This is a genomic window from Luteibacter sp. GL_149, from assembly GCF_057834065.1.
Genome location: NZ_CM174395.1, coordinates 3,508,273 through 3,522,412, shown reverse-complemented (window position 1 = coordinate 3,522,412; position 14,140 = coordinate 3,508,273). Strand labels below are relative to the sequence as shown.

Genomic DNA, 14,140 nt, shown 5'->3' with positions numbered 1-14,140 from the left:
CCGTCACTCGCCCGGATGCTGGCGGCGAAAAACCGCATAACCACGCCGTTTCCTGCGTATTTCCTCTCGTGGCACGCTCCTTGCTCAAATCCTCTCGCTAAGGCAACGAGAGGGCACGAGCCCGTGATCGATAAACCCGACCCGCTATTCGGCATGCATACCCAGGCACTGGCCCTGTGGCAGAAGCGTGCCGAAGTATTGTCCTCGAATCTCGCGAATGCGGACACGCCCGATTTCCTCGCGCGCGATGTCGATTTCCGCAAGGCGCTTTCGGCAGCCACCGACGCGATGGACGGAAGCCAGCTACCCATGGCCGCGACCAGCTCCGGTCATATCGGGGGCAACACCGCCACCGGTCCCGGGGGCGCGGATGCGCTCGCTTATCGCATTCCCACACAGCCGTCGATGGACGGCAACACCGTCGATACGCAGGTCGAGCAGGCCGCATTCGCCAGCAATGCCGTTCATTACCAGGCAAGCCTGAGTTTCATCACGGGGCAGATCCACGCGATGCGTATCGCCATCACCGGAAGCAGCTCATGAGCCTATTGAAGATCTTCGATGTCGCCGGGTCCGGCATGGCCGCACAGTCCGCGCGTCTGAATACTACGGCCAGCAACATGGCCAACGCCGACAGCCTCGCCAGCAGCGAAGCAACCGCTTATCGCGCGAAACAGCCGCTTTTTTCGGCGGTACAGCAGCAGGTCGCGGCAGGTGGCGACAATTCGCCCGGTGGTGTGCGGATGCTTGGTATCTCCGAGAGCCAGGCGCCGGTGGAATCGCATTACGAGCCTGCCAATCCGATGGCCGATACGAATGGCTACGTGTATTCGAGCAACGTCAATCCCGTCGACGAACTGGTCAACATGATCTCCGCGTCGCGTTCCTATCAAAACAACGTCGAAGTCATGAACAGCGCAAAGCAACTCATGCAGAAGACGCTCGACCTCGGCAAGTAAGGAGCCGCTCCCATGGCAGTCAACGGTGTCTCCAATAACAATTCGACGAATAACCAGTCGGGCAGCAACGCGGTTTCCGATCAGTCGTTGAGTCAGTCCGATTTCCTGAAGCTGATGGTCACCCAGATGACCAATCAGGACCCGACCAAGCCGATGGACTCCACGCAGATGGTGTCGCAGATGGCGCAGTTCAGTCAGGTAGCGGCAACCCAGCAGCTGCAGTCCTCGTTCGATTCGCTGTCCAAGAACCTCACGGGCGATCAGTTCGTCCGGGCATCGGCGATGGTAGGCAAGGAAGCGATCGTTCCTTCGAAGGTCGGCACGCTGAAGGACGGCAAGCTCGATGGTGCGGTCAACGTCGGAACGTCGGGCACCTTCGTCAACGTACAGATCAAGGATAAGGACGGGAACGTCGTCCGCACCATCAGTCTCGATCAGCCCGACGCTGGCCTGCAGCAGTTCACGTGGGACGGTAAGGACGACTCCGGAAAGGCCCTTCCCGACGGGGTGTACACGCTCGGGGCAACTTCCAACGGCACGGCGATCGACACATTCGTGCGCGGGAAGATCGAAGGCGTCGGCGCTTCTGGCACCGACGGAACGTACGTACAGGTGGCGGGCTTCGGCGGCACGCTGCTCAGTCAGATCGCCATGGTCCAGTAATCCGTCCGAGGAATTTCTATGCCTTTCAATATCGCACTCAGCGGCATCAGCGCGGCATCTTCCGATCTGGAAGTCACCGCCAACAACATCGCCAACGTCAACACCACTGGCTTCAAGGGCTCGCGTGCCGAGTTCTCGCAGGTGTATTCGAGCGCAGGCCAGAACCTGTCGGCCAACTCGATCGGTAATGGCGTGCGCCTGACCAATGTCGCCCAGCAGTTCACTGCGGGCAACCTCAATCAGACGGGTAACAATCTCGACTTCGGCATCGCCGGCAACGGCTTCTTCACGATGAAGGACGGCGCCGGCTATACCTACACGCGTGCCGGTGCATTTCAGCAGGACGATAACGGCTACATCGTCAATGCGATGGGACAGCGCCTTCAGGCCTATCCGCCGGCGGCCAATGGCACATTCGACATGAGTACGCTGACCGATCTCAAGCTGCAGACGGGCCAGAGCCCGGCGAAGGCGACGACCAGCGTCGGCCTGCTGGCTAATCTGCCGGGCGATGCCAAGGTTCCGACGGTTACTCCGTTCAGCAAGGACGATGCGAACAGTTACAACAACGCGACGCCGTTCACTGCTTACGATTCGCTCGGCGCCACGCACAGCGGCATGGTCTATTACGTCAAGGACGCGGCCAGCAACGTGTGGAACGCCCACATGGTGATCGACGGCACAGAAGCGGGCACGCCCCAACAGATGGCTTTCACCACGGGCGGCGCACTGACGACGCCGGCCAACGGCAAGCTGAACTTTGGCGCGGTCTCGCCCAATCCCGGTGCGAATCCGCTGAACATCTCGATCGACGTGACGAAGATGACGCAGTACGGCAGCACGTTCTCGACGTCGGCGACCACCAACGACGGCTATGCCGCCGGCAAGTTCTCGCAGTTCGATGTGAGCAAGGACGGCATCGTGTCGGCGCAGTACAACAATGGCCAGTCGACGGTTGTCGGTCAGATTGCGCTGGCGACGTTCGCCAACAACCAGGGTCTGCGTCAGCTCAACAACACCGACTGGGCGGAGTCCTCCGATTCCGGTCAGCCGATTCGTGGCGTCGGTAACAGCGGCGACGTCGGTGCCGTGCAGTCCGGTCAGCTGGAAGCGTCGAATACGGCCGATCTCACGGCCCAGCTGGTGAACATGATCAAGGCGCAGCGCAACTACCAGGCGAATGCCCAGGTCATCTCGACCGACGACAAGCTGACCCAGACCATCATCAATATCCGTAACTAAGGTCGGCGCATGCGCGGGAGACGGCTTCGCCGTTTCCCGCATGCAGCGCAAGCCCGAGGAAGATCGCCATGGACCGTTCCGTATATGTCGCGATGACCGGCGCCACGCAGATCATGCGTGCGCAGTCGGAAGTGGCACACAATCTCGCCAACGCCAGCACTACCGGTTTCAAGGCGGAGCTTTCGGCGTTCAAGAGCGTACCGATCCAGGGAGAGGGCGCGCAGACCCGTATCAACAGCGTCGCCAATGGCAACGGCTGGGACATGAGCGCGGGCCAGCAGCAGACCACGGGCAACGATCTGGATGTTTCGGTTCAGGGCCAGGGCTGGATTGCGGTGCAGTCCGCCGACGGCACCGAAGGTTATACGCGTGCGGGCAATTTGCGCATGGATGCCGACGGATTGTTGACGGACTCGCGCGGCAATACCGTTCTCGGCGGCGGTGGACCGATCACGATTCCCCAGGCGGCCAACGTCAGGATCGGATCGGACGGCACGATTTCGGTCGTACCGCAGGGGCAGGGCCCGAATACCGTCACGACAATAGACCGGCTCAAGCTGGTCAACCCCGGCAACGACCAGCTCCAGTTGGGTGGCGACGGCCTTATGCACCTGAAAGACGGCAGTCAGGCGCAGGCCGATCCGGACGTGCGCGTGGTCCAGGGCACGCTGGAGTCGAGCAACGTCAATCCTTCCGATGTGCTCGTGAAAATGATTTCGCTGTCGCGCGAATTCGAAATGCAGGTGCGATCGATCAAGGCAGCCGACGAAAACGCTCAGTCGGCATCCAAATTGCTACAGCTCGGGTAAGCGGCGGAAAAGACGCCACACCGCCAAAGATATGACGCGCGAGAGCGCAGGAGACCCAACCATGTTCACGTCCCTCTGGATCGCCAAGACCGGCCTCGATGCGCAGCAGACGCGCATGGACGTCGTCTCGAACAACCTGGCCAATACCAACACCACGGGCTTCAAGCGCGCCCGCGCGGAGTTCGAGGATCTGGCTTACCAGAATCGTGGGCAGGCCGGCGGTCAGACCACCGAACAGAATCTCTCGCCCACGGGTCTCATGCTCGGTACCGGTGTGCGTGTCGTCGGTACGCAGAAGATGTTCAACCAGGGTGGCGTCACCCAGACGGACAATCCGCTGGACGTTCGCATCGAGGGTCGTGGCTTCCTGCAGGTCACGATGCCGGACGGCACCGTCGGTTATACCCGCGACGGTTCGCTGAAACGCGATCAGGACGGTCAGCTGGTTACGTCGGACGGCTACCCGTTGGAACCGGCCGTCACTATTCCGACCAATGCATCCAGCGTCACGATCGGAACGGACGGCACGGTCAGCGTGGTTGCGGCAGGTACGACCGGTAGCCAGCAGGTCGGTACGATCCAGCTCGCCGATTTCGTCAATCCCGCGGGCCTTCAGCCGCGTGGCGAAAACCTGTACCTGGAAACGGCTGCGAGTGGCGCGCCGCAGACGGGCACAGCAGGCCTGAACGGTCTGGGCACCATCAACCAGAACACCCTCGAAGCGTCGAACGTCAACGTCGTCGAGGAAATGGTCAACATGATCGAAACGCAGCGCGCATACGAAATGAATTCGAAGGCGATTTCCGCGTCCGACGCGATGCTCCAGACCATCACCAACAAGACCTGAGACACGTCATGAACCGCACTATCCTCCGTGCCCTGGCAGTCGCGCTCCCGTTCGGGATGCTCGCCGGCTGTGCCGTGGTTCCGCCGACGCCGATGCCCATGTATGCGCCGACCATGCCGGTCGATGCCGTGGCGCCCGCGCAGGCGACCGGTTCGATCTACGCCGATTCCAGTTCCATGGAGTTGTTTGCCGATCCACGCGCCCGCCGCGTCGGCGACATCCTCACGATCACGCTTGTCGAAAGCACGCAGGCAAGCAAGAAGGCCGCGACCAGTACCAACAAGAAGAACGGCAACAGCATCACGTCGCCGACGGTCCTCGGCCAGTCGCTGAAATTCGGCGGCAAGGCGGCCGACAGCTCGCTGGCCAGCAACAACTCGTTCGCGGGCGACGGTTCCAGCAGCCAGAGCAACCAGCTGACCGGCCAGATCACCGTGACGGTCGCGCGGCGCCTTTCCAACGGCGCGCTCGTCGTGCAGGGCGAGAAGTGGCTCACTATCAATCAGGGGCAGGAACTGGTTCGTATCTCCGGCATCGTTCGTCCGCAGGATATTTCCTCCGACAACATCGTGCCGTCGACGCGAGTCGCCGACGCGCGTATCGACTATATGGGCAAGGGCACGCTCGCCGACGCGAACACGCGCGGCTGGCTTTCGCGTTTCTTCGATTCCAAGTGGATGCCCTTCTGATGAACATGCCGCGTAACGTTTCGCTTTTTTCTGCAGGAGCGCGCTTGAGCGCGATTCTGCAAAGGCGGTTTGCCATGGTCTTGCGGGCACTGGTCGTCGTGTTGGCCCTCGGAGCTTTCGCTCCGGCGCACGCCGACCGCATCCGCGATCTGGCGCAGGTGGGCGGCGTCCGCAGCAACCAGCTGATCGGTTACGGACTGGTCGTTGGCCTCGATGGCAGCGGCGACCAGACCAGCCAGGCGCCGTTCACCACGCAGAGCCTGGAAAACATGCTCCAGCAGTTCGGGGTCACCGTTCCCGCCAATGTGCGGCCGCAGCTGAAGAACGCCGCCGCCGTGACCATCACGGCGGAGATTCCGCCATTCGCCAAACCGGGCCAGCGCATCGATGTCACGGTCGCCTCCATCGGCAACGCCAAAAGCATTCGCGGTGGCGAACTTCTGCTGTCGCCACTGAAGGGTGCGGATGGCAATGTCTACGCCATCGCCCAGGGCAGCGTCGTCGTCGGCGGCGTGAGCGCGCAGGGGAAAAGCGGTTCCAGCGTGCAAGTGAATATTTCCGCCAGCGGCCGTATTCCGGGCGGTGCGAGCATCGAGCGCAGTGTCGCGACGTCTTTCGATAAAGGCGGCGATCTCATGCTCAATCTCAATACCGCCGACTTCACGACAGCGGCACGCGTTGCCGAAGCCGTGAACCGCAGCTTCGGCGCGGGTACCGCTAATGCCATCGATTCGGGTTCGGTCGCCGTGCGCGCACCGATGGATCCGGCGCAGCGCGTTTCGTGGCTGTCGACGATCCAGGGCCTTGAGGTGAATCCCGGCGATGCGCCGGCGCGCGTCGTCGTCAATTCGCGTACCGGTACCGTTGTTATCGGTTCGGACGTGAAGGTTGGCGCCGCCGCGGTGGCGCACGGTTCTATCCAGGTCACGATCAGCGAACAGCCGCTGGTCAGTCAGCCGGGCGCATTCAGTCGCGGCGGTCAGACGGCCATCGTGCCGAGCAGCAATGTTTCGGTCAGCGAAGACGGCGGCCATATGTTCAAGTTTGGTCCCGGCGCCAGCCTCGATGCCATCGTGCGCGCCGTGAATCAGGTGGGTGCGTCGCCGAGCGATCTGGTTTCCATCCTGCAGGCACTGAAGGAATCGGGTGCGCTGCACGCGGAGCTGGTAGTCATCTGATGGCGACGATGCTCGACTCGCAGAAGCTTGGCACGTACACGGACATGTCCGGGTTTGCCGGCCTGCGTTCGGCCGCGCAGAAGGACCAACAGTCTGCGTTGCCGGCTGTCGCCAGGCAGTTCGAGTCGATCTTTACCCAGATGATGCTGAAGTCCATGCGCGACGCCAGTTTCGGCGACGGCATGCTCGACAGCCAGGCCAGCAATACCTATCGCGATATGTTCGACCATCAGTTGTCCGTCACCCTGTCGCAAGGCAAGGGCATGGGTATCGCCGATATGCTCATCCGGCAGTTGGGCGGCAACGCTTCGACCGCTTCCGCGGACGGTACGTCCAGCGACAATCCCCTTGGCGTACTCGCTTCGACAGGTGTCGCCGGATCGACGGACCAGGGCGGCGGTATTTCGTCGCCGTCGGATGCGGAAAGCGGCCTGATGAGCGATCTGCAACGATTGCTCGGCAAAACGGCGAAGGCCGCGTCCGATGGTGCGCAGTCCGTGGCGGGGGCCGTGACCCGTTTTGCGCCGTCCAGCCCCGAGGAATTCGTCCAGGCACTGGCGCCACATGCCATCGAAGCGGCGAAGAAGCTCGGTGTATCCGTTCGCGCACTGCTCGCCCAGGCCGCGCTCGAAACCGGCTGGGGCAAACACATGCCGGCGCAGGGCGGGTCGACCAGCTTCAACCTGTTCGGCATCAAGGCGGGCAGCAGCTGGGACGGCAAGCGCGTTAATGTGCCAACGCTGGAGTACGAAAATGGCGTGGCGGTCCGTAAGAAGGACAGCTTCCGTGCCTATGGGTCACCCTCCGATTCCTTCAAGGATTATGCCGACCTGGTCGCCAGCAGTCCCCGCTACGCGAAGGCGGTCGGACGCGGCGACGATGTCAAAGGTTTTGCAAAGGCGCTGAGCGAAGGCGGTTATGCCACCGACCCCGGCTACGCGCAGAAAGTCGCCGATATTGCCAATGGCCCTGTGATGAAGCAGGCGCTGGCCGCGCTAAAGAATCTGGCAAATCTTCCGTAACAGCAATAGATAAGGAAACCGATCATGGCCGATCTGCTCTCAACTGGTGTGTCCGGACTGCTCGCCTCTCAGGTAGGTCTGAGCACGATCGGTCACAACATCAGTAACCAGAACACGGTCGGTTATACCCGGCAGACGACGACGTTCAACGCCCGGAACTCCTCATACGAGGGCAGGTACTACGTGGGGCAGGGCGTGGATGCGGTCAGCGTCCAGCGTTCGTACAGCCAGTATCTGACGACCTCGGTATGGAATGCGACGGCCGGGCAGAGTCGGGCCACGACGTTCTCCCAGCTCACCGGCAGCCTCAACAACCAGCTCAGTGGCTCCTCGAATCTGCAGACTGCCCTCGATGGCTTCTTCAGCTCGGTCAGCAGCGTGGCCAATGCGCCGACGGATACCGCCAGCCGGCAGGCGCTGCTTGGCAAGGCGACATCCCTGGTGTCCTCGTATAAGTCGCTGGCAACGCAGTTCAATTCGCTCAATACCTCGGTCAACGACCAGATCAAAAGTTCGGTGGAAGCCGTCAACGGCCTGGCCCAGTCCATTGCCGACCTGAACCAGCAGATCCAGAAGGCGTCCTACGGCGGCGCGGTACCCAACGATCTGCTCGACGCTCGCGACAACGCCATCGAACAGCTATCCGGATATGCGGGCGTCAGTGTCATCCAGCAGTCCGATCACACGGTCAACGTATCGATCGGCAGCGGTCAGACACTGGTCAACGGTTCTTCCGCTTTCAAGCTATCCACGGCACCAAACCAGTACGACTCGTCGCGTCTGGAAATTCTGGGTCCCGGTGGCGGCAACCTGACGAACCAGATAGGCGACGGTGCACTGGGCGCGCTGGTCGACTTCCGTACCAACGTACTCGACCCGGCGCGTAACCAGCTCGGTCGCGCGGCCATTGCGCTGACCAGCGCATTCAATGCGCAGAGTGCGCAGGGCATTGATCTGAATGGCGCCGCGGGTGGCGACTTCTTTTCGGTGAGCGGTCCCACGGTCCTGCCAAGTTCGAAAAATACGGGTACCGGCACCGCGGGTGCGACGGTAAGCGACGTTTCCAAGCTCACAGCATCCGACTACACCATGCGTTACGACGGTACCAACTGGGCGTTGACGACCACGGATGGGCGCTCCGTTCCGATGACGGGTACGGGCACGGCAGCCGATCCGTTCAAGGCGGAAGGTCTTTCGATCACGGTGGGAGGCGCAGCCGCTGCCGGAGACAGTTTCGAGGTCATGCCGACGCGCAATGCCGCCGCAAGCATGTCCGTGCTGATCAGCGATACGAACAAGATCGCAGCGTCGGGTCCGCTCACTTCCACCGCGACATCGGGGAATACGGGGGCGGCGAAGCTCGGTGGCCTGACCATCGGCGATGTCGCCAATCCGGGGCTCAAGACGCCCGCGACCATCGTGTTCACTTCGGCCAATACCTATACGATCAACGGCGGTGCACCGCAGGCCTATGCCAGCGGTACGCCTATTACCTATAACGGCTGGTCGTTGACGCTGAACGGCACGCCCGCGGCGAACGACAGCTTCTCGGTCAATCCGGCCGGTAGCGGCAGCGGCGACAACGGCAATGCGCTCGCGCTGGCGGACATAGCGAACAAAGGCATCCTCGACGGCGGCATCACCACCGTAAGTAAGTCCTATAGTCAGCTGACCGCGGCAGCCGGCACGGCGGGTCAGCGCGCCAATACCGCGTTGGACACGCAGACCAGTATCTACAACCAGGCGGCCTCGGCGCAGCAGAGCGTTTCGGGCGTGAATCTGGACGAGGAAGCGGCGAACCTGATCCGCTTCCAGCAGGCCTATTCGGCATCGGCGCAGGTCATCAATGCCGCCAATACGATTTTCGATGCTCTTCTTACCGCGGTGCGAGGCTGATCATGCGTATTTCCACTTCCTGGGGGCAGCAGCAGTCCGTCAACTCGATGCTCGACCATCAGTACCAGTTGTCGCAGACGCAGCTTTCCATCACCACCGGCAAGGCTATCCTCACACCGGCGGACAATCCCGCGGGCGCCGCGCGCGTACTCGACCTGTCGCATGCCAGTGCGCAGAACGATCAGTACAAGGTGAACATGCAGTCGGCCACGTCGCGGCTCTCCGTTGAAGAGAGCGCATTGTCGTCCGCCGCGGATATTCTCGATCGCATCCGCACGCTTGCCCTGCAGGCCAATAACGGGACGCAGACCGACGAGTCGCGTGGGTCGATCGCGAAGGAAATGCAGCAGAATCTTAATCAGCTGGTCGCTCTGGCCAATACGAAAGACGGGCAGGGCGAATACATCTTCGCGGGCAGCAAGACATTGACCCAACCCTTCGTGACGAACGGCGGCAAGATCAGTTACATCGGCGATCAGTCCCAGCGCATGATTGCCGCCGGCGCGGGACTTCAGATTGCCACCGGCGACTCCGGCGACGACGTCTTCATGGCGATTCGCGGTGGAAATGGCACGTTTACGACGACAGCCGCCACGACCAATACCGGCACCGGTGTGGTTGGCGCCACCTCGGTTACCGACATGTCGCAGTGGGACGGTGGAAGCTACAAGATCAATTTTACCCAGGCGAATGCGAGCGGCGTCGGCACGGACTACGAGGTAAGGGCAGCGGACGGGACGCTCGTTTCGAGCGGTACCTATACCGGCGACAACGGCAGCATCGGGTTCAAGGGCGTGCAGATTCCGGTCACCGGTACGCCCGTGGTGGGCGACTCCTTCGCTGTCGCACCCTCGTCGTCGCAGGACATGTTCTCGACGATCGGCAATATGATCAGCGCCATCGAAAAACCCGGCGGGGGCGCCTCGATGAACAATGTCGTCAATGCCCAGCTGCAGAATCTGGACCAGGCCATGGGTAGTGTCGTCAATACGCGTACAAAGATCGGTGCGCGTATGAACACCATCGATCAGCAGACGAGTGTCGGAGACGATGTGGCGCTGCAGTACGCCAGTAGCATTTCCGATTTGCAGGATGTCGATATGGCGAGCGCGATCAGCAAATACTCACAACAGCAAACTGCGCTGAATGCAGCTCAGCAGACTTTCGTGAAAATGCAGAGTCTTTCGTTGTTCAATTACCTGAAGTAACCATTTCGCAGTGCGTTGCCTTGGCGGCGGCCCGGATATCCGGGCCGCCGTTTTCGTTATCGGGTTCCGCTTCGCCGCTTCGTAGGCTTTCGCGCGCAGGCGCGCTCCCACAGAGAGCCGTGTCGGTCGGATGCTTTCTGTGGGAGCGCGCCTGCGCGCGAAAGCCTACGAAGCATTGATGCGGCGTCCGGCCACGCCTACGCAGAAATCATCGACAGCTTCAGTCAATTCCAGCTTCCGCCGACCGTGCTCCCTCGTTCCTTCGCCGAAACCCTTAGGCGGCAGACGAATTCTCCTGGAGCCCGCCGGACGTCGCCGCAGCGACCGGTATCGGACTCGGAACAAAAAGGACTTGAAGCATGGCACTGACGATCAATACCAACATCAGTTCGATGAATGCACAGCGCAACCTCAACAAGACACAGAGCCGACTAAGCATGGCCATTGAGCGGCTCGGCACGGGCAAGCGTATTAACAGCGCGAGGGACGATGCCGCGGGCCTGGCTATATCCACACGCTTCACGACACAGATCAATGGTCTCAATCAGGCGGTGCGCAACGCCGACAATGGCGTCAAGCTCGCACAAACGAGCGAGTCCGCTCTGGACGAGGCAACAAATAATCTGCAGCGTATTCGCGAGCTGGCGCTTCAGTCGATCAATGGGAACAATTCGCCGGACGACCGAAAAGCTATCGATGCTGAAGTTACCAAGCGAATCGCGGAAATAACGCGAATCGCCACGCATACCAACTTCAACGGCATGAAGGTGCTCGATGGAAGCGCGAATGAACTTACTTTTCAGGTTGGCGCGAATGTTGGCGAGGTCATTACGATCAACCTCAACAAGGGTATGAAGGCAAACCAGATCGGTCAGCTGGCATCGGGTTCGGTCGATCTGGCTACGAAGTTCGGTGCGACATCGCCGGGTACGGTCACCAGTACGGATACGGCGACAGTTATCGCTAACTTTGACTATACGGCTACACCTACGACATTCGCTATCAATGGCAAAACCGTCACTCTAGATGCCGATTACACCGACGCCGCGGGATTGGCGACCGAGATCAATACCCGGCTCGCCGCGGCGAACGCCGGTGTCACCGTGTCGCAGGTCGGTGGCAAGTTTACTTTCACCAATACCGCCGTTGGACCTGCGAGCATTGCGTTCGATACCGCGGCGACGACCTTCTTTGGCGCAGCTACCGAAACACCGGGTACGGATCCCGTGGCGGCGGCGCCACTGGTTCTGGCTGCCGGCGAGCTTTCGTTGTCGGCCGGCGGACGAAAGCTCGACATTGTCGGAACGTTCAAGTCGGTACAGGATGTGGCCGATGCTATCAACGGTCAGTCGGGTGCTGCTATCAAGGCCTCGGTCGCCGCCGATGGAAAGCTTGCCTTCACGTCCTCTCACAACATTGATGTGGTGGACGCGCAGGGGCTTGGATTTGCAGCCAGCTACTCGGTCGATCCCTCGATGACTCTCGCGGATGCCTCGGTCCTCACAGCCGATGCCGCAAATCGCACGATCGCTCAGGTGGATGCATCGCTTGCCGCGATCAGTGCACTTCGTTCGGATTTGGGCGCGATGCAGAGTCGCTTCGAATCGACCATGGAGAATCTCAGGAACATCTCGGAGAACCTCTCGGCATCTCGCAGCGCGATTCGCGATGCCGACATTGCCGAGGAAATGGCCGAGTCGACGAACGCACAAATACTGCAGCAGGCAGGTGTGTCGGTACTTGCGCAGGCAAATGCAAGTCAGCAGATCGTGCTGAAACTCTTGCAGTAAAGCGTCGGCCGCTATCTGGCGGCTCCAGCTTGAGCGCGTTTCCCAGGCGCCGGACGGATGTCCGGCGCTTTTTCGTTTCCGCATCGGAAACTTGAAGATGGCCCCTAAATTCCTGCCGATAGCGGCCGATAGCTATTCCCTGACGAAGGCTGATCCGCATGGCTTACAGCCTTAAGTCAACGAAGTTGCTTGACATGTGGAATTTCCTCTCAAGTTTCCCCGGGGCGCGCCGAAAACCTCTTTGAGGCGGAAGGCTTCCATCTGGAACCCCGCCGGAATTCGCCGCACCAGGTCGGCATTCGGTTCCGCTTACAAAGGATTCAAGATCATGGCAATGACCATCAACACCAACGTTAATTCGTTGAACGCCCAGCGCAATCTGAGCAAGTCGCAGTCCAAGCTCAGCTCGGCTATCGAGCGCCTGTCCTCCGGTATGCGCATCAACAGCGCCAAGGACGACGCCGCCGGTATGGCGATCGCCACCCGTATGACCACGCAGGTCAACGGCCTGAACCGTGCCGTGCAGAACGCCAACGACGGTATCTCGCTGTCGCAGACGACCGAGTCGGCCCTCGACGAAGTCACGAACAACCTGCAGCGCATCCGCGAGCTGGCCGTACAGTCGACCAACGCGTCGAACTCCTCCAGCGACCGTGCCGCCCTCGACGCCGAAGTCCAGCAGCGTCTGTCGGAAGTGACGCGTATCGCCACGCAGACCAACTTCAACGGCATGAAGGTTCTCGACGGCAGCTCCAACAACCTGAGCTTCCAGGTCGGCGCGAACGTCGGCGAAGTGATCACGGTCGGCCTGAGCCAGGGCATGAAGGCCAACCAGGTCGGTGAGCTTGCCACCGGTTCGGCCACGCCGACCTTCGCCGCCGCCGTCCCGGGTACCCAGGGCAAGACGGTCGGTGCTACCGCCGTCGCCGCTTTCGATTTCTCCGCCGCCTCGAAGTCCTTCACGGTCGGTGGCAAGACGGTCAACCTCAACCAGAACTACACCGATGCTGCCGGCCTCGCCACGGCGATCAACAGCCAGCTGACGGGTTCGGGCGTCACGGCGAGCCAGACGGGCGGCACCTTCACCTTCACGAACGACGCCGCGGGCGCGGGCAGCCCGACGGTTGGCGGCACCGACGGTGCCGCGCTGTTCGGTGCGCAAACGGCAACCGCCGGTACCGACGCTGTTCCGTCGCAGCTGGTAGTGGCTGGTGGCGACCTGACGTTCAAGGTGGGTAGCGGCGCTGCATTCAGCATCACCGGCACCTTCAATAGTACGCAGGACGTCGTCGACGCGATCAACTCGAAGTCGGCTCAGGGCATCAAAGCCTACGTCGGTCAGGATGGCTCGCTGAAGTTCTCCTCGGCGCAGGACATCACCGTGGGTGGCACCAAGGCCGCCGCCGATGGCTTCACGGTCGGCACGACCGCGGTCAGCACCGCCAAGACCCTTGCGGATTCCAGCGTCAAGACGGTCGACGGCGCCAACGACACGATCAACCGTATCGATGCCGCCCTGCAGTCGGTCAGCAACGTCCGCTCGGACCTCGGCGCCGTCCAGAACCGCTTCGAGTCGACGATCTCGAACCTGCAGAACATCTCGCAGAACCTGTCGTCTTCGCGCAGCGCCATTCAGGACGCCGACTTCGCCCAGGAAACGGCGAACATGTCCAGCGCGCAGATCCTGCAGCAGGCCGGTGTCTCGGTGCTCGCCCAGGCGAACTCCAGCCAGCAGAACGTACTGAAGCTCCTCCAGTAACAGGTGGGGTAACCTCGCCAACCCCGAGCGTCATCGGGGTTGGCAGGGTAATTGCTTGAATGTCACGGCCGGCATCCG

13 protein-coding genes are annotated in these 14,140 nt (G+C 61.4%); all 13 read left to right on the top strand.

The annotated features are described in order from the left end of the window. Positions 1-123: 123 nt before the first annotated feature. The 13 genes from flgB (at position 124) to AC3IR3_RS15455 (ending at position 14,062) form a co-directional block, all read left to right on the top strand. Entirely contained in the window at positions 124-543 is a 420-nt protein-coding gene (gene flgB / locus AC3IR3_RS15515) for a flagellar basal body rod protein FlgB (RefSeq protein ID WP_489193414.1), read from the top strand. Continuing rightward, positions 540-959: a flagellar basal body rod protein FlgC gene (flgC, locus tag AC3IR3_RS15510; protein ID WP_489193412.1), complete on the top strand. Its 420-nt coding sequence runs from the start codon at positions 540-542 to the stop codon at positions 957-959. The genes flgB and flgC overlap by 4 nt, the downstream gene beginning before the upstream one ends. 12 nt (positions 960-971) lie before the next feature. After that, positions 972-1,622 carry a flagellar hook assembly protein FlgD gene (locus tag AC3IR3_RS15505; protein WP_489193410.1) on the top strand — a complete coding sequence of 217 codons (651 nt, stop codon included), beginning with the start codon at positions 972-974 and terminating at the stop codon, positions 1,620-1,622. 18 nt (positions 1,623-1,640) lie between these two features. Continuing rightward, positions 1,641-2,864 (top strand): flagellar hook protein FlgE, encoded by a 1,224-nt coding sequence (gene flgE / locus AC3IR3_RS15500; protein WP_132144511.1) that lies wholly within the window; start codon positions 1,641-1,643, stop codon positions 2,862-2,864. 68 nt (positions 2,865-2,932) lie between these two features. Further along, on the top strand, positions 2,933-3,673 hold the full coding sequence (flgF, locus tag AC3IR3_RS15495) for a flagellar basal-body rod protein FlgF (RefSeq protein ID WP_489193408.1): 741 nt from the start codon (positions 2,933-2,935) through the stop codon (positions 3,671-3,673). Positions 3,674-3,734: 61 nt separating this feature from the next. Next, positions 3,735-4,520 (top strand): flagellar basal-body rod protein FlgG, encoded by a 786-nt coding sequence (gene flgG, locus AC3IR3_RS15490; protein WP_132144515.1) that lies wholly within the window; start codon positions 3,735-3,737, stop codon positions 4,518-4,520. 8 nt (positions 4,521-4,528) lie between these two features. Then, on the top strand, positions 4,529-5,209 hold the full coding sequence (flgH, locus tag AC3IR3_RS15485) for a flagellar basal body L-ring protein FlgH (RefSeq protein WP_489193406.1): 681 nt from the start codon (positions 4,529-4,531) through the stop codon (positions 5,207-5,209). Between the two features lie 74 nt (positions 5,210-5,283). Then, positions 5,284-6,387 (top strand): flagellar basal body P-ring protein FlgI, encoded by a 1,104-nt coding sequence (locus tag AC3IR3_RS15480; RefSeq protein ID WP_489196943.1) that lies wholly within the window; start codon positions 5,284-5,286, stop codon positions 6,385-6,387. Beyond that, positions 6,387-7,409: a flagellar assembly peptidoglycan hydrolase FlgJ gene (gene flgJ, locus AC3IR3_RS15475; protein ID WP_489193404.1), complete on the top strand. Its 1,023-nt coding sequence runs from the start codon at positions 6,387-6,389 to the stop codon at positions 7,407-7,409. The genes AC3IR3_RS15480 and flgJ overlap by 1 nt, the downstream gene beginning before the upstream one ends. 24 nt (positions 7,410-7,433) lie before the next feature. Continuing rightward, complete coding sequence (gene flgK, locus AC3IR3_RS15470) at positions 7,434-9,305, top strand: flagellar hook-associated protein FlgK (protein WP_489193402.1); 1,872 nt, start codon at positions 7,434-7,436, stop codon at positions 9,303-9,305. A 2-nt stretch (positions 9,306-9,307) separates the two neighbouring features. Further along, positions 9,308-10,513: a flagellar hook-associated protein FlgL gene (gene flgL, locus AC3IR3_RS15465; RefSeq protein WP_489193400.1), complete on the top strand. Its 1,206-nt coding sequence runs from the start codon at positions 9,308-9,310 to the stop codon at positions 10,511-10,513. A 359-nt stretch (positions 10,514-10,872) separates the two neighbouring features. Continuing rightward, on the top strand, positions 10,873-12,303 hold the full coding sequence (locus AC3IR3_RS15460; RefSeq protein WP_489193399.1) for a flagellin N-terminal helical domain-containing protein: 1,431 nt from the start codon (positions 10,873-10,875) through the stop codon (positions 12,301-12,303). A 328-nt stretch (positions 12,304-12,631) separates the two neighbouring features. Continuing rightward, positions 12,632-14,062, top strand: coding sequence for a flagellin N-terminal helical domain-containing protein (locus tag AC3IR3_RS15455; protein ID WP_489193398.1), 1,431 nt, complete (start codon positions 12,632-12,634; stop codon positions 14,060-14,062). Positions 14,063-14,140: the final 78 nt, after the last annotated feature.